This window comes from Colwellia demingiae, from assembly GCF_007954275.1.
Lineage (GTDB): Bacteria > Pseudomonadota > Gammaproteobacteria > Enterobacterales > Alteromonadaceae > Colwellia > Colwellia demingiae.
This window is the reverse complement of record NZ_VOLT01000015.1, coordinates 1-24,338: the sequence shown is the minus strand read 5'-3', so window position 1 is coordinate 24,338 and position 24,338 is coordinate 1. Positions and strand designations below refer to the sequence as shown.

Sequence of the window (24,338 nt, the reverse complement as noted above, 5' to 3'; positions counted from 1 at the left end):
CTAAATTAGCTGTTTTATCGGCGTTTTAACGCGAGAAACAAACAATAACTTTCTATTCCTGTTTTTATATAAATAAAGATACAAACCTGTAAACGCTAAAATTAATGGACTTAATCCTAAAACACACCAAATTAACTTGCTGGTTAAACCACCAAAATGACCAAAGTGTAACTTTCTAAAACTGTCAATGGTTACATGTAATGCATTCGCCGATCTCACATCTTCTGAATGAATCATTTCCCCTGAATTTTTATCGTAAGATATCGTACTCGAATAGTTACTATTTAGTGGATTTGCTGAGTTCACTGTGCCGTAAAACATGATATCCATTCCTGGTTCAAATGGCATTAATAGGTAAGTTGCTTCAAAGTTTTTAATCGTTTCTTGATTACTGTCTAATAATGTCTGTATTGAAAGCTCTTGATTATGTAATTGTTTTTCAATTAAATACGGCGCTTCAACAATATGTTCTGATACCTCATGTATCACCAGTGAAATATTCCAATATGCCCCCGTAAACGCGAGAATAAGGATAACGGGTGAGCTTGATATACCAATCATCTTATGTAGGTCACTAAAAAATATTCTGCGGGCAAGTCTTAATCGTAAAGTGAAAAAATTGATCCAAAACTTACGATATAAAATGATGCCACTAATGCCTAAAAACAAAAGCAATAACGATACAATAGCCCCTAGAAACATGCCGTAGGTGTCTAACAGTAATTTATAATGTAAATCTAATAACCAATCACTCAGATCATCTGACAAACCAACCGGTGTTGAAAGCAATTTCCCGGTATATTGGTTTAAATATAACTTCGACCAATCCGTTGTATGCTGCTTAATGAGATAAGCGGTATCGGTTCTACTTTTATCATCAAATAATTCCCAACTGCCTATTTCATGATCAGGGTATTTTGATTTCACGTTCGCCATGAGTACATCTAACGAGAGTCTCTCCCCAGAACTAGTGTTACTCACTTGCATTTTATCAGGCATTAATAAAGTATCTAGCTCAACCTTAAAGACTAAAATACTTCCTGTAAGGGAAATAATTAACAAGGGTAACATGGCAAAAAGCGCTCCAACAGAATGCCATTTATATAATTTTTTTCTCATAATATTTTACAATGACAAGTGGTATTACCTATCGTAATACCACTACGTTTTTCCTTAAAGTGACCAGCTTAATGTGGCTGAATAGTTAGCGGGTGCACCGTAATATCCTTGAGCCCAATATAAGCTGTTGATATATTTTTCATCGGTTATATTATTGGCATTAAGTGATAAACTGACATTGTCGGTAATAGCATACGCCATCATTAAATTAACAACCGCGTAGGCGTCTTGTTTGGTGATTATTTCATCACCTGCGTTAGCGAATCCATCACCAACAACACCTTGTTTACGTGAAATATCATCTTGCCAATTCATATTGACACCTATTGATAACCCTTCAATGGCGGGAACTGTGTAGGTAGCAGCTAACTTAAGTAAGGTCGATGGTGTGTAACTTGCCACAACTTCATCACCTGAAATATTGAAATCGGTAAAACCAAAGCTTATCTGCAAGTTATCATATATTTGCCCTGCTAATTCCAATTCAAAACCATGACTCTTAATACCGTCAGCACCAATATAGCGTTGTTGATCAATAGGTAAGTTTATTGTGTCTTCATTGAGTTTAGCGACATTCGTTTGCTGAACGTCAAAGTAGGCAAAAGATCCTATCAATAGGCCATCGAAGAATTCACTTTTAATGCCTATCTCTTTGCTTTCACCTGTAATAGGAGCGAGAATTTTATCGTTAATATCTAATTTTGTTTGTGATAAAAATGTTTCGGTATAACTGGTATACGCAACTAATTCTGGCGTAATTTGATATACCGCGCCTAAATAGGGAATAAATTCTTTATCAGATGCGTCTTGAATAACATTATATGAACTGCCTTTCACTTTCCAATCGTTATAACGTCCACCAGCTATCACATGTAAATTGTCTAACACTTCAAAACGTGCGGTAAAGTAGGCTGCTTTTTGTTCATTAGTGATATCACTGCCCGTTAAGCCGTCATTAAATGTTGGCTTAGGTGTATTCCCGTCCCATTGAGGTAACGGTGGCATAGCAGGGAAACCATTACCTGTTGTGTAATCATAGAGTGATTTATCAACATAACTCATCTTCGCGTAATTGATACCCGCGACTATTTGATGTTCACGGCCGAATAATGAAAAATCCCCATTGATGTAAGCATCAAATGAATTATGTTTATCATCTAGATCATATTCACTCGCATAACCAAGCAGACCTAACTCAGTGGTTTTATCTGGTGTGCCGTAAACATAGAATAATTCAGTGTCTTCATCTGTTGTTTTATGTGAGTAAGTTGCACGTAAACTCCATTGGGAATTGAAATAATGTGCTAATTCAACAACAGTGTTATTTTTAACGACTTGCCAGTTTGACCAATTTGCTGAAGTATTCGTTGAAGTTTCATAATCGGTCGCGCTGCCATCAGTATAATAAAGAGGATTAGCACCCCAATTATTGCCTTTGGCATCGCTTTCATTATAACTATGACTTATTGATAGATAGGTGCTGTCTGTCAATTCTGCACCAATAAAGGCATAGGCGACGCTTTTATCTTGTTCGTATCGATCTAAATAAGATTTATTGTCTTGTTTAACTAACACAACACGAGCACTCACTTTATCAGTAAGTGGAGTTGACGCATCTACCTCTAGACGCGTTTTATCCCAAGAACCAACCGTTCCTCTAACATTCACTTCTGTTTCTTCTGTTGGGCGTTTACGAATAAAATTAATGGTTGCTGATGGATTACCAACACCCGTCATCAAACCATTTGCACCACGAATAACCTCTATACGTTCATAAATAGCAGTATCTTCATCCGCGTGGTTATTGCCAGACGTTAAAGGTAAACCTACACCATCAATCTGAAAGTTTGTTACGTCAAAACCGCGTGCTGTGTAATAAGTTCTATCTGTTTCAATTCGTTCAACATTGATACCTGTTGCAGAGTCTAGTGCTGCATTGATGTCAGATAATTGAAAGTCTCTCATTTGTGCACTGGTAATTACGGACACAGATTGCGGTATTTCTATAATAGATAAATCTAAACGTGATGCCCCACTGACTTCATGGGCACCATATCCTTCGATATAGGTGCCTTGAACTTCAATCTTCTCTACATCTTTATCTTTACTGCCTTCGGCAAATGCATTTGTTGTCATTAAAATGGTGATGGTAATCAAATTTAAAGGGAGGTTTTTCACTGCTATAGCCTAATAAGTATCTTGTTTTAATTGAGTACATAATACATAAGCAAACCCTCGATGTAAATGCTAATCATTATCGTTTGATTAGCTGTAGATCTGTTGACTGTACAGTATGAAAAACGATGGTAGTTACGAGTAAGATGATATTTTGGTTGAATTATCTTTTCTTTTTATAGGTATCGTAATTGGACAACATTTAATCTGGTAACTATATTTATCGACTGAGCAAGGGAATAAATTTTTGAGCTTACCTTCCTAGATGTTTCTCCATTTTTTATGTCAACAAAGGACTGATTAAAATGAGTGAAAAACCAATTTTAATACTATTTCATGGTATGGGCGTTCATACCGCTAATTCATTTAAAAATGAGGTTGTTAGTGCCGCGAATAATGCTCTAGGCCGATATGAGGGATATGGCAACATTAAGTTTGAAGACAAAGTAGATATTGTCTCTATTGGTTATGACAAGCATTTTGAACAAATTAGAAAGCAACTTGCAGATAATTCAAGCAGTATCACAGATGTGTTAAAGGCAAAGTTACCTGGTGTTAATGTTCCGAGTATTATCCAAAACTTACTCGATTTGGAAAGTTCGCTGGGTGATGACAAGTTTGCTTATACGCATATCTTAGACGTTGTGTTATATATAACTGAAGTTGGTCAATATGTAAGGGCACAAGTCAGTGAAGAAATTGTGAAGGTGATACATAAAAACCATCACCGACCTATTCACGTATTATGTCATTCATTAGGTACAGCCGTTGCCCATGATGCGTTTAATCAAATTTATACCAATGATAATTCTCCATTACCTGCTCAGTTACATACCCTATCCTTCCCTATCACTAGCTATTGGGCATTCGCTAACGTTAGCCGACTAGTAACGTCATTTACAGGATTACCCTCACCATTTGATTCTGTGGTCAAGCCGGGACACCAAGGCTTTATTTCGATGTTTTATAATATTAGACATGCACTTGATCCATTCACATTAAAGCCATTTAAGCGATTCGACCCAAATGGTAAAAAAAATTGGCTTACGCCAGATTCCTTTAAATATGATTACAAAGGAATTATGACAACTAAAGTCAGCCGTAAAAATACACATGACATTGGTGGTTATATTGAAGATCCTGATGTTTGCCATGATTTCTTTAATACCTTTTTTGATTTTTACCCACCTGATGATGTGAAAAAAGCTGGCGATAATCAGTTTAAAAATATTCAAGGAGATTATCTGAAAATTAAAGAGTATGTTGAAAAATTAGAACAATTGGATCTTGAAGGAATAGCAGAATTTATAAACATGATGAAATCCTTTACCGACTATATTAAGGAGCTCAAGGATGAGTAAAATACTAACGTTATTGATACTCGGGGTGTTGATTAGTTTTAATGTCTACGCTGAAGATAATCCTGAAAACAAAAACGATTGCTCATCGTTTAACACCAGTGAAACAATAATTTTTAAAGGATCCTACTCAAGTGGTAAAATATATGGTGAAGCACTTTGTCAATTTTATACCGGTCATGAACAAAGCCCTACTTTCGAAGAATTAACTAGGCTATCAAATGATTGGCAAGCACAGCTACTATTAGAAAGTGCAGCCTTGATACAATTAGTCCCTAACTTATCTACCTATCCTAGTATATTAAACAATTCATTTATTAATGATTATCCAGTTAAGACTGTAACGAGTAAAGGCAGTGATCAATTATCAATAAAAACAGATAATACTGTCATACGGTCAGTATTTGGTGATCGAAGTGCATGTGCGAATACCTTTATAAAAGCTGCAAATTGTAGAGATGTGATCAGCAACTATGTTTCAGTTGCTAACTTACCAGCTGAGCCTATTAAAACGATACAAAGTGGTAATGCATTAAAGCAGTTAAACCTCTACTCAAAACAGTGGCAAAATTATTACACCAAAGCTCGGTCACAGACATTTATTGATATTCTCTTGAACAGCTACATTAACCGAAAAGACTATCAAAAAGGTGAGCCTGTCTCGCCACCAAGTGAGCAATGGTTTGCATTGCACCCTTCTATTGTTTTGGAATATGTTGATGGTGCTACAGACGGGGAGCAGTTTAAAGAGGCGTTAGTTGTTGAATGGTTTGGCTACAATAATTGGGATTCTTCACTGCCGTTAGGTGTCTCTTTGGTTACCCTCTATTCAGATAGAGCGTCGGTTGATGATGTAGGTCATGGTTTAATGTTCCATGTTGATAACAACTATTCTATTGGTGTGACAAAACATGATGATGAAGCAGGTGTTTTCATTACCGTTGATTTACTAAAACTATTTGAAGATAAACAAAGTAATTATAAAAGGCAGGTATCAAAGGTTAAGGAGTATTTGAATTAAGGTTGTTACCAACTGAACAAGGATTTCATTTACACAGATTAATTCATAGTCGAATATATTGGAATAGTTTCCATATATTATCTAACGAATGATATCGCGTATGTTACTGAGACACTTCAGTAACATACATAATCGATATTTGATTAACTGACAGTTATTTTATTAGTTTTCCGCATTACAGTTAGCAATATCAATAAGCAACCGTAAAGCGTTTTCTTTTATTTTTAGCTAGCTCAGCTTCATCTAACAAAGCGATTGCAAAATCTTCAAGTGAAATAGTTGATTCTCCTTGCTCATCGACTAACAACTCATCAGTTCCTGTTCGAAATGTTCCGGTTCGTTTTCCTGGAACAATGACAGCAGGAGGACTTAAATAACTCCAATCGACCAACTCATTTTCTTGACAAAGCTTGTACTGCGCTAGACACGCCAAAGCGATATCTCGCCAAGCAGTAGGAACTAAGTCAGTATCATCAACCACGAGAATACCGTTACTGTTTGGCACGGTTAAACTGGCTGCGCCTCCCACCAATAACAATCGTACTTTGGTTTGTGCAAGCCCTGATAACAATGCTTTTGCTGTGTCGACTAGTTGACTCTCTAACCCTTGTGGTGGGCGTGTTGCACTAATGATAAGATCTTGTCCATCGCTCCACTTAACAATGTCATCGACATTATCCGCATGACCAATAACAACCTTCACCGAGGCATCAAATTCATTAGCCCGAGCATTATTTCGTAACACAGCCGTGATCTCATGACCCCGTAATAACGCTTCAGTTATGACCCTAGTACCTACATTACCCGTTGCACCAAAAACTGTAATTTTCATTTGTAATACCCTTTATTAAGTTGAGCTTGTCATCGATTTGATAGAGCCAGTCTACAAACAAGTTTTGATAACAACATTAACCTAGGTTTAGTGCTTTAATAATATTAATCAACAGACCCTAATAACGAAATAACTATTTTAACTAAACCTAGGTTAATTACCTTCGAGCTTTTCTCGGTTAAACTTCACTTATTAATTGATACCCGTATTAAGTAAAGGAATAACAACGTGACCAACGCCCAAATAGCCCAATCCTATCTAGCCGACTTAAAGATTAACAAAAGTTCGCTAGATATAGACTTTCTAAATGAACTGCAAAGCAAACATATTGCACAATATAGTTTTAATAATGTTGCCGTGCTATTAGGACAAGAATTACCACTAGACTCTGAGTCACTATTTACTAAAATTGTTGAAAGACGACGTGGCGGTTATTGTTTTGAGCATAATAAGCTTGTATTTACCGTATTATCCGAACTTGATTTTGATGTGCGTTTGTTGCTGTCTAAAGTTATTTATAACCAAGATATCGAAGTTGCCAGAACTCATAGAATGACGCTACTTACGTTAGCAGGCGAAGATTATATTGTTGATGCTGGCTTTGGGCATTTAGGCGCGCGTTTTCCAGTAAAAATAGCGCTTGGCTTAATACAAGACCAAGGAGATGCTCAATATCGTATTACCAAAATTATTCATGGCGATTACTGTTATCAAGTATTTAAGGATGGCGATTTCTTTACGCTATATACCTTTGATTTACAACACTATACCGAATCAGATTGTTTGTTAGGTCACTTCTACTCACATAAGCATCCTAACGCAGCTTTTGTCAATAATTTAGTTATTTGTCGTAAGTTCTTCAATGATATTCAATCACTGCGAAACAATGAATTTCATCACGTTAGAGATGGTCTTACACAAACAACAAAAATAACCAGTGCCAAGCAATTACATCAATTATTAATTGATGTTTATCAACTAGATATTGATATTGCTATATCAGAGTTTTTATTTAATAAGTTTGTCATTCCCTCGCATAATAAAGTTTGATAAAAGCAGATGAAATCTACAATAATTGATAATTTTACTTTACTGCTTTGGGTTAGTTTAATGGCATCTTCATTTGTCGTTTCAGAGCAATTACTCCCTTATGCTAATCCTATTGCAAGTACAGCATTAAGGTTTATATTGGCAACATTATTGATGATGCCCTTTATAGGGAAAGCATTCATTAAACAATTGAACTACAAAATATTGCTACGCTATAGCGTCATCAGTTTATTTTTAGTTCTATTCTTTATTGGGTTATTTGAGGCACTAAAAACCACCAATGCTATGCGTACTTCGGTTATTTATACCCTGCTGCCTTTAATCAGCGTAGTACTAACTTATATCGGTCTTAAACTCGTAACACCTAACAAGCAAATAGCCGGCTTCTTGATTGGCACACTAGGTGCCATTTGGGTATTAGTGGCGTTTACACAAGATAAATTAGTCTTGGTAGAATGGCGACTCGGCGATAGTATATTTTTAGTCGCTTGCTGTTGTTTAGCTTTACACGTGATTTTAATCAAAAAGTGGGCAACTGACGTTCAGCCAATGTTAGGAGCATTTTATATTATGCTACTAGGTAGCTTAATTTTATTGCCATTTTTAGTGTTTTTTGGAGACTTAAATAATATAGCTTGGCAACAAGATCAGTTCTGGAAAGCATTATTATATTTAACGTTATTTACCACTATCGCAACTTTTTTCTTACAACAACATTTATTAAAAAAAGTGGGTCCTAATCGCCTCTTAGGTTTCACCTATTTAATTCCAAGTATTGTACTTATACCGCAAGGGGTAACAAATATGTCTCAACTATACAGCGCGGTACCAGGAATAATGTTAACCTTTCTAGCGCTTTATTTGATCTCCCCTAAACATCAGTAATTACCTTTGGAACACAATAAATGGATAGCGTAAATACATGAGCCTGCAAATTCATATGGAAGACTTTATCCAATTCTTTTCAGGTAGCAACCTGAATATTGATACAGCTAATTTTGATAAGTTTGGTCTTAAAGGCAAACTCAAACATTATAAAAAAGGTCAGCAATTAATTACTCAAGGACAACCCGCGCCTAAGTTATTTTTTCTAATCAAAGGTATGGTTCGTTACATGAGTGTTTCTGCTGAAGGCAAAGAATTCACTCAGTCTTTCGCTTTTGCACCCGGTATTAGTGGGTCAACTCGGGCGATGACAAGAAATGTAGATGCCCTGTTTAGTATCGAAGCTTTAGATGATGTGATTTGTTTGGAATTTGAATGGCATGTTTTTTTTGAAAAAATGCAATCGCAACCCGGATTTATGGCCGCGTACAACCACTTACTTGAAAACATGTTCATTAAAAAAGAAGAACGTGAATTTGCTTTTGTACAACAAAGTGCTGAGCAGAGATATTTAACTTTTTTAGATATGAACCCACAACTACGTAACAAAATATCGCTTAAAATGATCGCCTCGCATATTGGTATTACCCCAATAGCGCTAAGTCGTATTCGAAATAAGCTCAAATAAATCTACCTAGCTCTATCCATTACAGTCAAAACTAAGTTAATTCCTTTATAGTTCGTAACGCCTTGTATTGAAACTGTTCAAACACTCTAAAATATGAACCTTGATTGGTAAACCGGTATAGATTTATTCCAGTGCAACTTTTATAACGTTAAAAACCATTTATTAGCATCATGAATTGATGCAGTGTAGTTGTGTTTTACGCGTGCATGGTCATAGCAGCGGCTCATTTGAGTTTTTATTAATGATTCTCCTTCAACATTCATCAATACTATCGCACAGGCTATCAGCCCTCTTGATCTTCTATTTATCACCGTGTTAGTTAGTACTTGTTCTGCTTCAGGCGTAAATAAGCTTAATTGATGAAGTGTGATGACTTGATTCCACTCAGATACTTCCAAAGTGCGGATGCAGGTATCTAGAGCCTTTTCATATTGTATTAGCAATTCTTTATTAAAAGGCCCTGTTGCATCGACTAGCAATAACTTGCCTTCAATTTTGACCTCAAATAAACCATGTTCCATGAAAATCATTAAATAACCTATAATTTGATCTAAGATGACTTAAATATTTCAATCTATTCAGGTCATCTATTTACTGGTGATGTACTACAAGAAGTACCACATTTAACGGTTAAACTTTGAATTGGCTCGTTAATGTTTGTAAATTATTAACATGGTCGTCTAGCTCATTGGCTTTCACTTTGATTTGATTGATAAGCCCATTACTTTCTTGGCCACTACTGACAATGCCATTGATATTAACGTCTAAAGAAGACGTCACACTACTTTGTTCTTGCACACTGGTGGAAATTTGTAGTGAAGTATCACTGATATCATCACTTGCTGAGATGATTTTTGTAATATATTCAACCGAATGCAGCATCATTTTAGTTGTCTCTTCTCCTTTGGTTTTGCTGTTTTGTACAACCACTACAGCTGAGCTCGTTCCTTGTTGTAATTCAGCAATCATTTGACTAATTTCTTCGGTGCTCTGTTGAGTTCGGCTAGCTAAAGCTCTTACTTCATCAGCAACGACAGCAAAACCACGTCCTTGCTCTCCGGCTCGCGCCGCTTCAATTGCAGCATTAAGCGCTAATAAATTAGTTTGCTCTGCAATGGCTTTAATGACATCAATAACACTTACCATTTGATCAACTGTTGTCGCGAGTGCACTTATCACTTGGCTGGCATTATCCAAATCAGAAGAAAGTTCATTCACTGATAACATCGATTTGTTGACCACTAGACCAACTTCATTAGCTTGTTCTTTTGCGTCAAATGCTGACTGTGATGATTGCTGAGATGTTAATGAAATATCTTTTGTACTGGCTGCCATTTCAGTGATAGCTGTCGCTAACATGTCGATTTCAATATATTGCTTTTCAAATAATGTGTTAGCCTCACTTACATCTGATTTTACTGCACTTGAAGTATCACTTATGACTTGAGCAGTGCTGATAATGGTATTAATCATTGCCTGAGTTTTATCAAAAAAATGATTGATTTGTCCCGCTAATTCACCCATTTCATCTTGAGTGTTTATTTCTAACCTTTTAGTTAAGTCACCATCACCATGTGCAATATCGGTCACAGCGAGAATAACTTTTTTTAACGGGTTAGTGACAATGACACGAGTAAGAATGAATAAGATAAGCACCAGTAAAACGTCCACTAACACCACACCGATAATGATTTGTACTAATGCCGCTTGAGTTTTTGTATTAATCGCTTGTTGATTAATGCTAATGATAATATCACCCACAATAGTTTTTTCGTCGTATTCATCATGTACCAGAGGTTGCTTTATTTCTGCTCCCTTTATGCCATGATTATGTTTGGTATATTTAACTTCACCGTCTACTGTTTTTATTTCAATACCGTAAACAAAAGGGGTTTGTAATTCAGATGAAGCTATTTTGAGTATCTGTTCAGATAAATCCATCCATATCGCCGCTGGTAAATTCAGTTTTAATCTTTCTGACACTAGAGTAATACTTCTATTTGCTTCTACTAATAAAGAGGACTTTACAACTTTATAGTCATAAGCTCCTTTTGCAATTAACACAATACTGACCAGAATGGTCGACATTACGATCAATCGAAATTTAATACTCAAGTTAGAAAAAATCTTGATAAGTTATTACTCCAAAGTTTAGTTTATGACAATGTTATTAAGGTCATAGATAAATTTACCGTCATTTTTTATTACTTAAAGCTAATAACTCAAACTCACCTGACAGTTTGGTAATAGACTTTAAGCACAGTTCAATTGCATTTTTAAGTGTTTTAGGGGCGTTAATAGAAACTAAATCATCGATCGTGCTAGTAAAACCGGCTGAATCAGGAATCGCACAGGTACTCATAAGTATTATTTTTGTGAATCAAATATCACTAATAAAGTAATGACTAACAATCGATAATTAGTATTAATCCAAAAGAATTAGGGCTTTAGTGCTAGTACTTTCGGTGAGAAAATTTTAAGAAGAGGTTATTGGAATAATCGATACTGGAGCAACACTAACTGTTTTGTCCCTTGTTAAAAGGCCTGTTATACGCTGGCTACTTAGATGTTGCGGCAATGCTTAGTTTATTAAGTACCGCTGTAATTTTATTTATGACTTTATCGCAACCCTGAATATCATGACGTACTTTAATGTATGCAGGATTATTATATGAGAGCCAAACTTTTTGTTCTGAATCTTCAGTAATTAGAACTTTTTGAGGAAGATCAATTGCTGCATTTTGAGCACACAGCATTAATGGAGTACCAATTTTAGGGTTGCCAAAAATAATAACTTCCGTTGCCCTTAGTTCTAAATTAACACCAGAGGCATTTTTTTTGTGATCAATTCTGGCAAATAGTGTTAACCCTTTGCTTTTTATTATGGACTCAAACCTATCCGCAGTTTCTTTGGCTGAGTATTCACTTTCAAGTGTAACCAGGCTTTCTTCTGCACTAACATAAGAAGAAGCTATTAAGATAAAAATTGCAAAGCTCATAACTCTAATCATAATTTTTCCTTTTTATTATTTGATGACTGCTGATATTAATCAATAAACGTCTAACGCCCTAATAACAGGAAAAAATTGTTTACTAAAATGTGAAGCGACATGTAGCCAACTGTTACGTGTCTTTGTTGCTGTTCTTGTTAGCTGCGATACTTGCATCTATACCAACAACAAATTTTTTTAATTCTATTAATGATACGTTTTCACTATCAGTAACTTGTGATTTATAGCTAGTAACTGCTTTATAAAACACTTTATCAGCATCTTTATTCAAACCTAATTTTTCATATAAAAGCCCTAGACGAAGATATGATAATGCTAGGCTAGCTGGGCCTGTTTTATGTAATAGTTCACTAGAGCGATCTGATTCTTGTAGTCTGATTACTGATTCCATAGCATAAATGCCTACTTCAAGAGAACTGTACACATATTTTTTATAAGAAATATCGATTTCATTGAGTAAGAAGTCTGGTGAAATATTATTAGCCAGGCTAAAGTTTGAAGTAATTGCAGTAACTACAATTAGAGTAGATTTGATGATCATATTCATATTAATTTCCTTATTAAATAGAAAACATTGCTAAACATCGAAAGCAGCCATCGCCCATTTATAGGGCTGATAATAATTTGCTAAAATGTGTAGCTCAGCAGAACCCAAAAAGCTGTTACCAGTCCCGATTTAAATTCTTGTTGGCATACTAGTACACTAACGCTGCTTTAATACTGCTATAGCTAAACCTGATGTGATAAAGGTTAATCCTGCTCCAATATTTAACCCATTTACAATTTTAGGTTTTTCATGAAGCCAACCTGCCAATCGTGATGCAAAAATGCCCATAAGTGCGAAGCCGACAGCAGTTAACAAGGCAAACCAGACTCCGTAAACAATCATTTGGGTAGTCACTGATCCAAGCTCAGGGTCCACAAATTGCGGTATAAATGCAAGAACAAAAATCCCAGGTTTCGGGTTGAGTGCAGCGGATAAGAATCCAGTTACAAATATGCTACTAAGTGGCTGTTTTTCAGTAGGTGCTAAATTTATAAGGCTTCGAGACCTTAATACTTTGATACCTAGCCAAATAAGATAACCTGCGCCTATTAATTTCACAGTAATAAAAGCTAACTCTGAAGTTTGTATTAACAACGTAAGTCCAAATGTCGCGGTTAGTATATGAAATAGAATACCAGTCCCCGAGGCCGCCCCCGAAAAACATGCTGCAAGTTTACCTTGGCTTAAACCTCGACCAATAGCCAAAATATTATCCGGTCCTGGCGAAATAACTAAAAGTAAACACGCCAATGTATATGTAATCCAAACTTCGATGGGGAACATCAATCCTCCTTGAGTATGCTAACGCCCTAACAATAACTTACAATAAAACAAACTAATCATTTTAATTTAAATACTTACAGTTACCTTATATAGGTTTTGTATTTTATTTTTAGCACATGTGTAGCGTTTTTATTTGCAATATTTATTGCTTAAATAATATCACTAAAATGTCGCTAAATACCACAAAACCGACCTAATTTAGACATAACTTTATCTTAATAAATAGTCCGATTTGCCACCACAGCAGTCATTGATGCTTTAAATTAAAGCTACAACTCTTCCGATAAAGCAGCAATACAGAAGAGAATAAAGTCGTTCCAATTTCTCAACGTGAAGTTTGAAAAATCAATATTTAATCTTGATTTAAATTACTGAAAGCAGACATTCAATTAACATAACTTTTATGCTTTAAACCTTTCATAGTTCTAAGACGCAAAGGGGCACATAGTGCCATAGGGATAATGGTCATTTTGTTCGTATTTCTGACGTTAGCTATTGCTTTACTAATGACAGCGACAATGCAGACATTATCATCAATGACTACCTTATGACTTCATTTAGCCAAAAGCCGACATATCATTAAACTAATTGAGACTCTTCGCTTGCCAATCATGAAACCGTAACGCTTTAATATTTTTGATAGTTGACCTGTTGCTCTTAGCCTTATTAATACTTGATCAAATACATTGATGTATTTCACTTTAGACTTAGGATCATAACCAATATAAAGAGGAACAAAATCACCAGCTGTAGCAAAGCTACCGTGTCTAGCACTATGAGTGCTTCTAATGTTAGTGGAGAGCTATACATTATTATTCCTATAACAAAACACAGCTAATTATACGTTTTAAATTTTTGTTCAATATTTTTGAATGATTCGTTCAAAATATAGGGGTTATTCATTTTAAAAGCAAACTATACAATAGCTTCATCAAATAGAGGAAGCAATTAATCCGCTCAACAGCTTTAAACAAAATTTTTTAAACTAACTTTAAACACTAACTAAGAGAATATTATGACTACATCAAAAATCACATCAACATTTAACAAAATTATTAAAACAGAAGCAACATTATCTGCGTTGCCTTTACGTGTATTATCCGGAATTATATTTGCTGCTCACGGTGCGCAAAAACTTTTTTCTTGGTTTGGTGGTTACGGTTTAGAAGGTACTGGCCAATGGATGGACTCTATTGGTATGTCTCCGGGTTTCGTTATGGCTTTACTTGCCGGTAGCGCTGAATTCTTCGGTGGTTTATTCCTTATTGTTGGTCTACTCACAAGACCTTCAGCCTTCGTATTAGCTATCACTATGATTGTCGCTATCTTAAGTGTTCATATCGGTAATGGTCTATTTATGGCTACTAACGGCTACGAATTTGCCTTGTCATTATTGGCCATTACACTTGCTTTGTTAATTCAAGGTGGCGGTAAATACTCGATTGATCACAAATTAAGCAAGTAATCTATCTATAAATGCACTACGTATCTCGTCGTGCATTAACAATTCACAATGAAAATTGTAACAATATCGAGGAGAAAATCATGGGATTGATCGTTAACGGAAAGTGGGTTCAGCAATGGTACGACGAAGATTCAAAAGGAAACTTCAAACGTCCTGATAGTCGCTTTAGAAATACAATTTCAACTGACAGTAATAATGTTTATCAACCAGAAGCAGGGAGATATCATTTGTATATTTCACTTGCTTGTCCATGGGCACATCGCACCTTAATTTTTAGAAACCTTAAAGGCCTAGAAGATATTATTAGTGTTAGTGTGGTTGAGCCTGAAATGTTAGAAAATGGCTGGACCTTTGGTGATAAAGGCGATCCATTATATAACTTAGATTATGCTTATCAACTTTATCTAAAGGCTGATAAAACTTATGAAGGCCGAGTCACTGTTCCTATATTGTGGGATAAGAAAACACAAAGTATTGTTAATAATGAATCAAGTGAAATAATTAGACTGTTTAACACGGCATTTAATGACTTAACACAAAATACAGATGATTATTATCCTGAAGCGCTTCGTAGTGATATAGATAATATCAACGATAAAATATACAACAGTATTAATAATGGTGTTTATCGCTGTGGTTTTGCAACAACCCAAAGCGCTTATGAGACAGCATTTGATGATTTGTTTGAGAACTTAGATTGGCTTGAAAATACGCTAGCTACACAACGTTACCTATTAGACGACACTTTAACAGAGGCTGACTGGCGCTTATTTGTTACTCTTATTCGTTTTGACTCTGTTTATCATGGCCATTTCAAATGTAATAGAAACAAGTTAAGTGAGTTTCATCATATCAGTCATTATTTACGTGAGTTATACCAAGTTCCGGGGATTGCTGAAACAGTCGATATGGAATATATAAAAACACATTATTATGCAAGCCATACACTAGTGAATCCTTCATTAATTGTTGCGAAAGGTCCAAAGCCTCAATTTGATTTGCCTCATGAGCGCGATAGTATTTTTATTAAGGAAAAATTATGATTAAACTTTATAAACATGCAGAATTGGGTAAAGCAAATTATGGTTGGTTAAAAGCAAATTACCACTTTAGCTTTGCCCATTACTATAATTCTAACCGCATGGGATTTGGAGCATTAAGAGTTATCAATGATGATTGGGTCGCATCAGGTAGAGGGATGCCCCCTCATCCTCACAAAAATATGGAGATCATTACTTTTGTTAGAACGGGCTCTGTAACACATGAAGATAGTGTAGGAAATAAAGGTATGACAAAAAACGGTGAAGTACAGGTAATGAGCGCGGGTTCAGGAATTACCCATTCAGAATATAATCGTTCAAATGGGCCTTTAACGCTTTATCAAATTTGGATTGAACCGAATGAACATAATGTTAAACCTAGATGGGATACAAAGTCTTTTCCAAGTAAAGTAAAGAATAATGGCCTGTCATTACTCGTATCAGGTTATCCTGAAGATAAAAATGAAGCCTTATTCATTCACCAAGAAGCTAGGATTTATGGTGGTAAAGTTGCTAAAGGTTCTCGTTTTGAACACCCTATTACACACCAAGCGTATGTGTTAGCTTCAAGTGGTCGATTTGAAATAATAACAAACAATGCGGTGACCTTAAATAAAGGCGATGGAGCTGAAGTAACTAAAACACCCTCAATGGAAATTATTGCGCTAGAAGACTGTGAAATATTAGTGATTGATACACCTAAGTCATAATATAGGGGCTCTGTGCATCAACGGAATTTTTTTCGCTTAAATATCTGTACCCTATGACGGGCATAACCTGTAAAGGCTAGGTTATATTTAGGGTTTCAGATTATTTAACTGTAGTTTTTTCGAAACTTTATAAATTGTTGAGCGAGAATAACCTAAAATGTGCTCAATATAGTCATAGGATTTTTTATCCGACAACATGCCTTCAACCTTTTATTGTAATTCTATATCTATTGGTCGTCCACGATAACGACCTTCTAACCTAGTCTTAATAATACCTTCTTTTTTGTCGTTAGCTACGGGTTGTTTTTTAGGGCAACTGATAGCCAAAAGCTGATATTAACTTTTGTGAAGTCATGAACATATTAGGAAAAAATATAGCAAAAAAGGATAATGTTGCCATTGCGCTAGCAGGGTAGCGTTTGTTTTTTTGTAAATGAAAAGAATGAAGACATAATCGGCCTTAAAAATAACAGACTAACGTCAAATTATCAGAGTATTGGTTTGGTGTCATCGCTATAAGGAGTTTTTTTCGTTTACACTAAAGATTGACTGTATCGAATGGGATGTTTATATTCCTTATACTCAACTATGTCGTTATTGCGTTACCTGTCGGCCCGAATTCACTCGTGCGGTATTTGTAACGCTTAAATGTATTATTGATATGAATTTAAGGTTGATCCTGAAAAGCTTTTTCAAGTAAGGTTCTTAATGCTTGCAAGCCCTTGCCCTTGTTAACTATTTTCCATGCTAATAAGGCGTCAGAAATTTGTGCTGTAGCATTAAAAGGGATCTCTACTAATTTTCCCGATTGAAGGAGATGTTTTATTCTATCAGTTGGTAAAAAACCGACACCTATTCCAACCAAAATGGCCGCTATTTTTTGTTCTACCGAAGAAACATAAAAATGAGAGGTCTCTTCAATTATATTGGTTGACCGAGGTATTTCTTTTTTGACTGAATCGTGGACGATAACGGTTCTAAACTGGCTTAAGTCAGTCTTATTAATAGGGTGTGAGAGTTGTAAAATATCATGACCGTTAGTAGCAACTAAAACATGCTCTTGGCTTTTTAGCTTAATAGAACGGAACCCTTGTTGCGTTGGCATTGGGGCAGCCGCGCCAATAACTAAATCTACATCATTATCAATAAGTGCTTCCCAAGTACCATTCATTACTTCCTCAGAAATATCAATTTCAATAGATGGATGCAGTGATAAAAATTCTTCAATAACAGTAAATATCAAGGAGGTTTCTATTATAGAGTCTATCGCTATTTTTATTTTAGGCTCCCAACCATGTGCAATTGTTTGCGTTTGCTCTGTAATTTTACTTACCGCACCAAGTATCTTTCTTCCTTCTTCTAGTAAATGCACACCTGCAGGCGTTAAAACAGAACGTCTACCTTGACGGACAAAAAGGGTGACACTTAACTGCTCTTCTAATTTTTGGACAACGTAAGAAAGTGCAGAGGGTACTTTATTTAGCTGCTCTGCGGCTGCAGCAAAACTACCACGACGTTCAATCGCATCTAAAACAAGTAGTGCATCAAGTGTTAAAGGTGTGCTGTACATGATTCTTCCTTACAGGAGTAATATCTAAAAGAGTATTCTAAATTATAGTTCAATTTTTTTGAATGTTTCAATCTAAAATTGAGGGTTATTTACTAAGGCGGCAATCTATACAATGGCTTTATCAAATGCAGAGAGCAAACAACAGCATTGAAACTTGAATGATTCCAATGTCCGCTTTGGGGATTTGAGACCTAACGCCATGCAAAAATCATAGGCCAAATTTCAATTGTAAATGGTTGTGATTTTTTAAATGAAAATTGCAGTTTTAGGCTAAAGTTAACATCAAGTGATGGAAGTCAACGGCAGCTATCGGGAAACTGCTAGAGGAATGTGATTGTTAAGCCATGTCCGCTGTAGATCAAAACATACAAAATTCTTCAAATGCTAACGTCTTCAGTGTGGCATAAGTCTATTTGTTTTTCGATGTTGGCCAAACAAAGGGAGCGGGCTTGGTGGAAGTCGTTTTTGCTACTGCTGTATTCTGGGCGAGTATCCCCCTGATTAATTTCCCCGTTTCTTTATGCTTACTACAAAATGTTTTTAGGTATAGAATTTCAACTCTACTGCGTGCCCAAGGGGTTGTACGCAGAAATTTCAAACTTGATTTAAGACGCGGCTTATTGGTGAAACAACGAATATTAAGTAATTCACCCATCTTATCCCAACCAATTTTTTTCTCCAGCTCGGTTAAAATCTGTTCAAGTTTCACGCCGTGTAGCGGGTCATTACTTTTATTCATAGTCTACCTAAAATCAAAAATAGCATTGTAACAAGTTTCCTAAATATTGACAGACTTATGCGTTTAACTCAGGTAAAAGTGCACCAAGAACTTTATGGAAAAGCTAATATCCCCAGAGAGCTTGAAGCAAACTTTAGGATTAATGAGTTATAGCTTCCACTAAGCGCACTAAGTCAACATTGGCACCACCCACTATTACTGCCAAAAAAAGAAACTGCTTGGGGTAGTCGGTTTAGGATCACTTTTGCCACAAAGACGACATTAGGGATTTAGGTGATGAAGCTAATTTGGATTAGTTTTTCTATCGATAACGCATAAGTAAGTGAGTGCGTGTAACGCATCCGCTTACTTACTTGTTATGTGCTACGGTTTAAACAGCAACAACTTTATTTGCACATGGGCCTTTCTGTCCTTGTCCCACTTCATACTCAACGGCTTGACCATCAGCCAATGTTGCATATTCACCGCCTGATTGAATTTCTGAATGATGAACAAACAAATCTTTACTTCCGTCTTCTGGAGTAATAAATCCGAAACCTTTATCTGCATTAAACCACTTAACTATACCTTTACTCATAATGTTCTCTTTATTTTTGGTGAAAAAATATAATTCTGATTTGCTATCACCATTACAAAATCAGATTTTGAATTTAATTCAGCTACTTTAAGCTGCAAATTGTATTGCTGATTAACGATGCTTACCTTTTTATTTTTCATACTAGCCACCTTTCGCGCAATAACAAGTAACTCAGGTAAACAATTTTTCACTATTCATTGTTAAAAGCTAAAGCTCACCTTACCACAAAGCGGTCATAGCTCATTCAGGTGATACATTTGATTCGGATTAGATTGTATATATCTAATGCACAATCAACGGGTTAATTTAGTAGTGGCTAAAATATTGAACGAAGTGATCTTAGCTAACTGTACAGGAATAATTCATTAGACAATATATGACAACCCATAGATAGTTAACATCCCTGCCCCTTTTATTAGTGACAAGCACTTAATACCGAAATATTATCCACAAGCTTATAATAAACGTGATCCTGAATATTATACTATGTTTTTTTATCAATTATTCTAGTTATCTTATTGTTATATTATTGTTTATTTTACATAATATGTAGTGTGTAGTCTTAACTCGTTATAAGGATATTTTAAATTTATGCATAACGCTCAAATAGGTATTGGCACCCTAAAAAACGTTAACATTATGACAAAATATTCTATATTCTGTGTTTTTTTCTTATTTTCAATGTTCGTCAATTCTATAAATGCACAACCCTACGTAGCATTAGATAATCGCAATAAAATTGAATTAAATGAACATAATCTCTGGTTCCAAACTCAGTCCCTTGATACCAATCCTAGCTTTGTAGCATTAAGTAAATTGCACCAAAACACCAATAGAGTCACGTCTACCTTTGGCGGGAGTGGCGCCTATATTACAAAAATTAAATTAACCAATACTAAGGGTAAAAAAGATACTTGGTTTGTTAATATTCATGCGGTTTACTTAGATGTAGGAACCGCTTATTGGCAACCTGAGCATGGTGAAGCAATACCATTAGAAAACTTTGGTCAGATGGGAAGTGAAAATCCAAAGCTGGCTCATTCACAAGCTTTTTCTCTTCCATTAAACCAGGAAGAAAGCGGCACGCTTTGGGTTTATATTCAAGCGAAAATGTTCGCAACACCCGTTGTGGTAGAGCTTTACAGTAAAAAAGAGTTCTATAGAAAACAGTTCCTTACCAATAGTATCACCTCAATTTCATTTACAGTAATGATGACGCTAGCTTTAATCGCTTTCTTTATTTACCTCAGAACCAAATATTTAGTTACCTTAGCTTGTACGGGTTATATTGGCATACAAGGCCTAGGTTGGTTTACTGCATCAGGAAGCTTTGGCCATCTATTTACTGTGTCGGCATTTAATCCTGTGTATAGTGGCATCGTTATCTTTCCTTTTGCTATAGCCTCTGCCAGCCAGTTCACTAAATTGCTGTTTAACTGTCCGCAAGAACACCCTAAATTGGCCTCAACATTTAACTTACTATCAATAGTCTGCTTGATTTTAGGCCTTATTATGCCTTTTATTCCCTTTACGCAGAGCTTCTTAATATCACATATCATCGCAACTATATGGATCCCACTTTGTGTTGGTACTGGTATATTTATGCTCGCGAAAAAGGATTTCAGAGCGAAGTATTACTTAATAGGCAACCTTGTATATGGTCTCACTTTAGCTGGCTATATATTATCTCACCTCTATAAAATCGACTGGGATATTTCTCTCGAAGTTATTGTGCAAATTGCATTAACTATTGATTGCATGTGCATTCTGCTGTCTTTATCAGAATGGCTGCAAATTCAACAAAAAGAATTTCATCGCAGCTATGCTATTTCTCGTATTGACCCATTAACGCAAATAGGCAATCGTTTTGCTCAAAATGAAAAGCTGGCTAGTTTAAAAGGACACTACTGCATCACTTTTATTGATCTTGATGGGTTTAAAAAAATTAATGACAAACTCGGCCATGAGGAAGGCGATAAAGTGCTAATTGCTACCGCCGATATTATGCAAAAGAAACTACAAGGCCTCGGTTCTATCTTTCGCTGTGGTGGTGATGAATTTATTTGGGTAGTCGATATTAAAACTGCGCAGCAAATTGAATCGATATTAATACAATTGTCTGATCTCCTTCTTCAAACGGAAAAAGAGCTAAAACAAAGAGGATGGAGTGAGGCTGGTCTTAGTTTTGGTATTGCCACCAGTTTTGAAACGCTAAATCAATCAGAGTGTTTATCACTAGCTGACCAACGAATGTATAAATATAAACAAAATAAGAAATTAATAAATGGGCTGGCCGCTTGTAGCTAGCTATAAACCAAAGCTATTTGGTGGTTACCCAAAGAATTTGTGCATCATCTTCACTCATCGAAATAACCAAGTGCCCCATCATGGCATCATAATAGACGCTATCACCTTCCACCAAGTTCACTGGTTCATAGAATTCAGTAAGCAACTGCACTTCCCCTTCTAACACCAACATGTATTCTTCACCACTATGGCGTACCCACTCACCGAAATCATCGAAGCTACGCGCGTGAACTCTGCACTTGTAGGGCATCATTTTTTTATGGCTAAATTGCGTAGAAAGTAATTCATGCTCATAAGTTGAGGTTAAATGATAATTACCTTTGTCCTTTAACGTTACATCTCGGCGCCCTGCAGCTTGAGCCACTGTTGGCTTAGTAAATAATTGTGGCAATTCGATATTTAAACCGGTTGCTAACTTCTGCATCACGGTAAAGGTTGGCGATATTTGTTCATTTTCAATTTTAGATAAGGTTGAAGGTGCCAAGTCAGTCAAGTTACCCGCTTCTTTAAGGGTGAGCTTATTCCGCATTCGGATCGACTTTAATTGTGCGCCGATACCAATAGCCCTAACTGCGCGCACGTCATGTTTACTTTTTGCTACCGTCATTGACATATAGATGTCCTTTTTTCACTATTGCTCATCACGTAACTTTGTATCCGATGTGAGCAGAACAAGAGACATTAATACGTTTGAAACAAACGTGTCTTTGCAAATGAAGGGTTAATACTTAAAAAAACAGCGACAATATTTACGATAAAATTAATAAACGTTGTCGTTGTTTACTGTTAATAAAAAATGCCTATTAGGAAGTGACTACTAAGAGCAGGCAATTAATAACTCACTATTTAGAAAAGACCACGGTCTTTTTCCCGTACATAAATATTCGATGCTCGATATGACAACGCACCGCGCGAGACAGCGTTAAACATTCTATATCACGCCCTTTAGCCGCTAAGTCCTTAGGATAGTAACCATGATCAACCGTCTCAACGCCTTGGCTAATGATTGGCCCTTCATCGAGATCATCACTGACATAATGCGCAGTCGCGCCCACTAATTTAATGCCGCGATCATAGGCTTGGAAATAAGGTCTAGCGCCTTTAAAACCGGGCAATAACGAGTGGTGAATATTAATGGCTTTACCGGACAGCTTTTTACACAAGTCGCTCGATAATACCTGCATATAACGCGCTAATACCACTAAGTCAGCGTCAGATTCTTGTATTATCTGCCACACTTTGGCTTCTTGCTCGGGTTTAGTTTCCTTCGTAATGGGCAGGTGGTAATAAGGAATACCATGCCATTTCGCCAAGTCTTCTAAATCGGGGTGATTAGAGATAATCGCCGGAATGTCGATATCTAGATCGCCCGTGCGATAACGGTATAATAAGTCATTCAAGCAATGATCGTGCTTTGATACCATGATCACAACTTTAGATTTATACGGACTGGATGCCAATTGCCATTGCATCTCAAATTCACTGGCGCGTTGCTCAAATTCTTGGCTAAATGCTTCTGCGCTAAAGTCTGTCGCCGTCTGTGCTCTAAATTCTATGCGGATGAAAAAACGGTTGACCGCGGTATCATCAAACGAGTGAATTTCATTAATATAGAACCCTTTTTCACACAAAAAACGGGTCACTACATCAACCGTGCCCGGTCTACTTGGACAATCTGCGGTGATAATATGCGTTTGCGAGACGGGTTTGATATCGGACATGTTCGATCCTATTTTTGAAGTTAAAACAGCTTAGTGTTAACTGAATAATGTTAATTGAGTAGTTTTCACTGAATAGTGTTCCATTCAAACCATTCAGTGAAACGTAAGCGGCTTTATGATGAGTGATCGCTACCCTTAACGCGCATTGAAACAACAAACAATTTGCGTTAAGGGGCGATTGATTTTAGTTAACACTGTGCTTAACCAAAGCTAAAAAAGCGTTAAAAAAAAGTTAAAAAATCATTAAACAATCGTCAGGCCGTATTCCTGGCTACCTTGTTGTATCCATAACCACACGTAGTCAGAAAAACTGCGACGAACGACGAGCTGAAACTTGTCTTCACTCACGCGCAAGATATGTGCGCCCGTTTTAGCAAACGTGGTACCAACCACTTTGCCAATCGGAAAACTATCTAGGTGTAAATCATAACCGGTCGATTTTTTCATCAAGTCGATAACATGCTCGCCGCTCAGTTCAATAAGGGTTTGCGCGCCACTGACATCACTGACCGCAAAGTGGCCTGTTAAATACGACCGAAGCTTTTGCTCAACATCCACTTCACTGCCTGAGGCAACAATAATTAACCATTCATCTGGCGCTAACCACATGATTTGAGCAAGCTCACTCTTGGCGCTGCTACATGGCGTAATAGGCAATGCGACCCCTAAAGCTTCTTGCACACCCGCTAAAAATTCAGCATCGGCACAGTTGCCACGTAAGTTAAGGTGACCCAATAACTTATGCTCATGTAAAATAATGCCACCAGCGCTTGATTGGCCAATTAATTGGTCAAGCTGAG

At 36.3% G+C, this 24,338-nt stretch carries 25 protein-coding genes; 9 read left to right on the top strand and 16 right to left on the bottom strand.

The window, feature by feature from the left end:
• Positions 1 to 1,119 (bottom strand): PepSY-associated TM helix domain-containing protein, encoded by a 1,119-nt coding sequence (locus tag ESZ36_RS20715; protein ID WP_146791415.1) that lies wholly within the window; start codon positions 1,117 to 1,119, stop codon positions 1 to 3.
• A gap of 54 nt (positions 1,120 to 1,173) precedes the next feature.
• Positions 1,174 to 3,255 (bottom strand): TonB-dependent siderophore receptor, encoded by a 2,082-nt coding sequence (locus ESZ36_RS20710; protein WP_146791533.1) that lies wholly within the window; start codon positions 3,253 to 3,255, stop codon positions 1,174 to 1,176.
• Between the two features lie 344 nt (positions 3,256 to 3,599).
• Here ESZ36_RS20710 and ESZ36_RS20705 point away from each other — a divergent pair, with 344 nt between their 5' ends.
• Positions 3,600 to 4,655: a lipase family protein gene (locus tag ESZ36_RS20705; RefSeq protein WP_146791413.1), complete on the top strand. Its 1,056-nt coding sequence runs from the start codon at positions 3,600 to 3,602 to the stop codon at positions 4,653 to 4,655.
• Positions 4,648 to 5,673 carry a hypothetical protein gene (locus tag ESZ36_RS20700; protein ID WP_146791411.1) on the top strand — a complete coding sequence of 342 codons (1,026 nt, stop codon included), beginning with the start codon at positions 4,648 to 4,650 and terminating at the stop codon, positions 5,671 to 5,673. Before ESZ36_RS20705 ends, ESZ36_RS20700 begins: the two co-directional genes overlap by 8 nt.
• Before the next feature lie 190 nt (positions 5,674 to 5,863).
• Here the strand turns inward: ESZ36_RS20700 and ESZ36_RS20695 are convergent, their stop codons facing one another.
• Entirely contained in the window at positions 5,864 to 6,505 is a 642-nt protein-coding gene (locus tag ESZ36_RS20695; protein WP_146791409.1) for an NAD(P)-dependent oxidoreductase, read from the bottom strand.
• Positions 6,506 to 6,733: 228 nt separating this feature from the next.
• On the opposite strand from ESZ36_RS20695, the gene ESZ36_RS20690 reads away from it, so the two are divergent.
• The 3 genes from ESZ36_RS20690 to ESZ36_RS20680 are packed head-to-tail and all read left to right on the top strand — an operon-like array spanning position 6,734 to position 9,068.
• On the top strand, positions 6,734 to 7,555 hold the full coding sequence (locus ESZ36_RS20690) for an arylamine N-acetyltransferase family protein (RefSeq protein ID WP_146791407.1): 822 nt from the start codon (positions 6,734 to 6,736) through the stop codon (positions 7,553 to 7,555).
• Positions 7,556 to 7,564: 9 nt separating this feature from the next.
• Positions 7,565 to 8,440 (top strand): DMT family transporter, encoded by an 876-nt coding sequence (locus ESZ36_RS20685; protein WP_146791406.1) that lies wholly within the window; start codon positions 7,565 to 7,567, stop codon positions 8,438 to 8,440.
• A gap of 37 nt (positions 8,441 to 8,477) precedes the next feature.
• The gene (locus ESZ36_RS20680) at positions 8,478 to 9,068 is read left to right on the top strand and encodes a Crp/Fnr family transcriptional regulator (RefSeq protein ID WP_246129186.1); all 591 of its coding nucleotides are present in this window, start codon (positions 8,478 to 8,480) and stop codon (positions 9,066 to 9,068) included.
• Between the two features lie 140 nt (positions 9,069 to 9,208).
• Here ESZ36_RS20680 and ESZ36_RS20675 read toward each other — a convergent pair whose 3' ends face one another.
• The 6 genes from ESZ36_RS20675 to ESZ36_RS20655 all read right to left on the bottom strand — a co-directional run bounded on the left by ESZ36_RS20675 (position 9,209) and on the right by ESZ36_RS20655 (position 13,409).
• Positions 9,209 to 9,598: a hypothetical protein gene (locus tag ESZ36_RS20675; protein ID WP_146791404.1), complete on the bottom strand. Its 390-nt coding sequence runs from the start codon at positions 9,596 to 9,598 to the stop codon at positions 9,209 to 9,211.
• Positions 9,599 to 9,698: 100 nt separating this feature from the next.
• Positions 9,699 to 11,183, bottom strand: coding sequence for a methyl-accepting chemotaxis protein (locus ESZ36_RS20670; RefSeq protein ID WP_146791402.1), 1,485 nt, complete (start codon positions 11,181 to 11,183; stop codon positions 9,699 to 9,701).
• A gap of 79 nt (positions 11,184 to 11,262) precedes the next feature.
• The gene (locus tag ESZ36_RS22615; protein ID WP_170235908.1) at positions 11,263 to 11,430 is read right to left on the bottom strand and encodes a hypothetical protein; all 168 of its coding nucleotides are present in this window, start codon (positions 11,428 to 11,430) and stop codon (positions 11,263 to 11,265) included.
• 196 nt (positions 11,431 to 11,626) lie between these two features.
• Positions 11,627 to 12,079 carry a DUF302 domain-containing protein gene (locus ESZ36_RS20665; protein ID WP_146791400.1) on the bottom strand — a complete coding sequence of 151 codons (453 nt, stop codon included), beginning with the start codon at positions 12,077 to 12,079 and terminating at the stop codon, positions 11,627 to 11,629.
• Positions 12,080 to 12,191: 112 nt separating this feature from the next.
• Positions 12,192 to 12,626, bottom strand: coding sequence for a hypothetical protein (locus ESZ36_RS20660; RefSeq protein ID WP_146791398.1), 435 nt, complete (start codon positions 12,624 to 12,626; stop codon positions 12,192 to 12,194).
• Between the two features lie 156 nt (positions 12,627 to 12,782).
• Complete coding sequence (locus ESZ36_RS20655) at positions 12,783 to 13,409, bottom strand: LysE family translocator (RefSeq protein WP_146791396.1); 627 nt, start codon at positions 13,407 to 13,409, stop codon at positions 12,783 to 12,785.
• A 1,015-nt stretch (positions 13,410 to 14,424) separates the two neighbouring features.
• Here ESZ36_RS20655 and ESZ36_RS20650 point away from each other — a divergent pair.
• From ESZ36_RS20650 to ESZ36_RS20640, 3 genes are all read left to right on the top strand, one after another.
• Positions 14,425 to 14,874: a DoxX family protein gene (locus tag ESZ36_RS20650; RefSeq protein WP_146791394.1), complete on the top strand. Its 450-nt coding sequence runs from the start codon at positions 14,425 to 14,427 to the stop codon at positions 14,872 to 14,874.
• Between the two features lie 80 nt (positions 14,875 to 14,954).
• Entirely contained in the window at positions 14,955 to 15,917 is a 963-nt protein-coding gene (locus ESZ36_RS20645) for a glutathione S-transferase family protein (protein ID WP_146791392.1), read from the top strand.
• Positions 15,914 to 16,624, top strand: a complete 711-nt coding sequence (locus tag ESZ36_RS20640; RefSeq protein ID WP_146791390.1) for a pirin family protein — start codon at positions 15,914 to 15,916, stop codon at positions 16,622 to 16,624. Before ESZ36_RS20645 ends, ESZ36_RS20640 begins: the two co-directional genes overlap by 4 nt.
• A gap of 667 nt (positions 16,625 to 17,291) precedes the next feature.
• Here the strand turns inward: ESZ36_RS20640 and ESZ36_RS20630 are convergent.
• From ESZ36_RS20630 to ESZ36_RS22610, 4 genes are all read right to left on the bottom strand, one after another.
• A complete protein-coding gene (locus ESZ36_RS20630) occupies positions 17,292 to 18,194 on the bottom strand; it encodes a LysR substrate-binding domain-containing protein (protein WP_146791388.1) in 903 nt (300 codons plus the stop codon).
• Between the two features lie 409 nt (positions 18,195 to 18,603).
• Positions 18,604 to 18,933, bottom strand: a complete 330-nt coding sequence (locus tag ESZ36_RS20625; protein ID WP_146791386.1) for a VF530 family protein — start codon at positions 18,931 to 18,933, stop codon at positions 18,604 to 18,606.
• Between the two features lie 370 nt (positions 18,934 to 19,303).
• A complete protein-coding gene (locus tag ESZ36_RS20620) occupies positions 19,304 to 19,510 on the bottom strand; it encodes a cold-shock protein (RefSeq protein WP_019028241.1) in 207 nt (68 codons plus the stop codon).
• Entirely contained in the window at positions 19,507 to 19,650 is a 144-nt protein-coding gene (locus ESZ36_RS22610) for a hypothetical protein (protein WP_170235907.1), read from the bottom strand. The genes ESZ36_RS20620 and ESZ36_RS22610 overlap by 4 nt, the downstream gene beginning before the upstream one ends.
• Positions 19,651 to 20,101: 451 nt before the next feature.
• Here ESZ36_RS22610 and ESZ36_RS20615 point away from each other — a divergent pair, with 451 nt between their 5' ends.
• Positions 20,102 to 21,817 (top strand): diguanylate cyclase, encoded by a 1,716-nt coding sequence (locus ESZ36_RS20615; RefSeq protein WP_146791384.1) that lies wholly within the window; start codon positions 20,102 to 20,104, stop codon positions 21,815 to 21,817.
• A gap of 13 nt (positions 21,818 to 21,830) precedes the next feature.
• On the opposite strand, the gene ESZ36_RS20610 is transcribed toward ESZ36_RS20615, so the two are convergent.
• From ESZ36_RS20610 to ESZ36_RS20600, 3 genes are all read right to left on the bottom strand, one after another.
• The gene (locus tag ESZ36_RS20610; protein WP_146791382.1) at positions 21,831 to 22,430 is read right to left on the bottom strand and encodes a helix-turn-helix domain-containing protein; all 600 of its coding nucleotides are present in this window, start codon (positions 22,428 to 22,430) and stop codon (positions 21,831 to 21,833) included.
• Positions 22,431 to 22,659: 229 nt separating this feature from the next.
• Positions 22,660 to 23,538, bottom strand: a complete 879-nt coding sequence (gene purU, locus ESZ36_RS20605; protein ID WP_146791380.1) for a formyltetrahydrofolate deformylase — start codon at positions 23,536 to 23,538, stop codon at positions 22,660 to 22,662.
• A 243-nt stretch (positions 23,539 to 23,781) separates the two neighbouring features.
• On the bottom strand, positions 23,782 to 24,338 hold a 557-nt coding region (locus ESZ36_RS20600; RefSeq protein WP_146791378.1), incomplete at its 5' end, for a sarcosine oxidase subunit gamma.

Excerpts from the sequence above, each read along its gene's own strand:
- ESZ36_RS20715 (WP_146791415.1), bottom strand. The coding sequence starts at position 1,119 with ATGAGAAAAAAATTATATAAATGGCATTCTGTTGGAGCGCTTTTTGCC.
- ESZ36_RS20710 (WP_146791533.1), bottom strand. The coding sequence starts at position 3,255 with ATGACAACAAATGCATTTGCCGAAGGCAGTAAAGATAAAGATGTAGAG.
- ESZ36_RS20705 (WP_146791413.1), top strand. The coding sequence starts at position 3,600 with ATGAGTGAAAAACCAATTTTAATACTATTTCATGGTATGGGCGTTCAT.
- ESZ36_RS20700 (WP_146791411.1), top strand. The coding sequence starts at position 4,648 with ATGAGTAAAATACTAACGTTATTGATACTCGGGGTGTTGATTAGTTTT.
- ESZ36_RS20695 (WP_146791409.1), bottom strand. The coding sequence starts at position 6,505 with ATGAAAATTACAGTTTTTGGTGCAACGGGTAATGTAGGTACTAGGGTC.
- ESZ36_RS20685 (WP_146791406.1), top strand. The coding sequence starts at position 7,565 with ATGAAATCTACAATAATTGATAATTTTACTTTACTGCTTTGGGTTAGT.
- ESZ36_RS20680 (WP_246129186.1), top strand. The coding sequence starts at position 8,478 with ATGAGCCTGCAAATTCATATGGAAGACTTTATCCAATTCTTTTCAGGT.
- ESZ36_RS20675 (WP_146791404.1), bottom strand. The coding sequence starts at position 9,598 with ATGATTTTCATGGAACATGGTTTATTTGAGGTCAAAATTGAAGGCAAG.
- ESZ36_RS22615 (WP_170235908.1), bottom strand. The coding sequence starts at position 11,430 with ATGAGTACCTGTGCGATTCCTGATTCAGCCGGTTTTACTAGCACGATC.
- ESZ36_RS20665 (WP_146791400.1), bottom strand. The coding sequence starts at position 12,079 with ATGATTAGAGTTATGAGCTTTGCAATTTTTATCTTAATAGCTTCTTCT.
- ESZ36_RS20660 (WP_146791398.1), bottom strand. The coding sequence starts at position 12,626 with ATGAATATGATCATCAAATCTACTCTAATTGTAGTTACTGCAATTACT.
- ESZ36_RS20655 (WP_146791396.1), bottom strand. The coding sequence starts at position 13,409 with ATGTTCCCCATCGAAGTTTGGATTACATATACATTGGCGTGTTTACTT.
- ESZ36_RS20650 (WP_146791394.1), top strand. The coding sequence starts at position 14,425 with ATGACTACATCAAAAATCACATCAACATTTAACAAAATTATTAAAACA.
- ESZ36_RS20645 (WP_146791392.1), top strand. The coding sequence starts at position 14,955 with ATGGGATTGATCGTTAACGGAAAGTGGGTTCAGCAATGGTACGACGAA.
- ESZ36_RS20640 (WP_146791390.1), top strand. The coding sequence starts at position 15,914 with ATGATTAAACTTTATAAACATGCAGAATTGGGTAAAGCAAATTATGGT.
- ESZ36_RS20630 (WP_146791388.1), bottom strand. The coding sequence starts at position 18,194 with ATGTACAGCACACCTTTAACACTTGATGCACTACTTGTTTTAGATGCG.
- ESZ36_RS20625 (WP_146791386.1), bottom strand. The coding sequence starts at position 18,933 with ATGAATAAAAGTAATGACCCGCTACACGGCGTGAAACTTGAACAGATT.
- ESZ36_RS20620 (WP_019028241.1), bottom strand. The coding sequence starts at position 19,510 with ATGAGTAAAGGTATAGTTAAGTGGTTTAATGCAGATAAAGGTTTCGGA.
- ESZ36_RS22610 (WP_170235907.1), bottom strand. The coding sequence starts at position 19,650 with ATGAAAAATAAAAAGGTAAGCATCGTTAATCAGCAATACAATTTGCAG.
- ESZ36_RS20615 (WP_146791384.1), top strand. The coding sequence starts at position 20,102 with ATGCATAACGCTCAAATAGGTATTGGCACCCTAAAAAACGTTAACATT.
- ESZ36_RS20610 (WP_146791382.1), bottom strand. The coding sequence starts at position 22,430 with ATGTCAATGACGGTAGCAAAAAGTAAACATGACGTGCGCGCAGTTAGG.
- purU (WP_146791380.1), bottom strand. The coding sequence starts at position 23,538 with ATGTCCGATATCAAACCCGTCTCGCAAACGCATATTATCACCGCAGAT.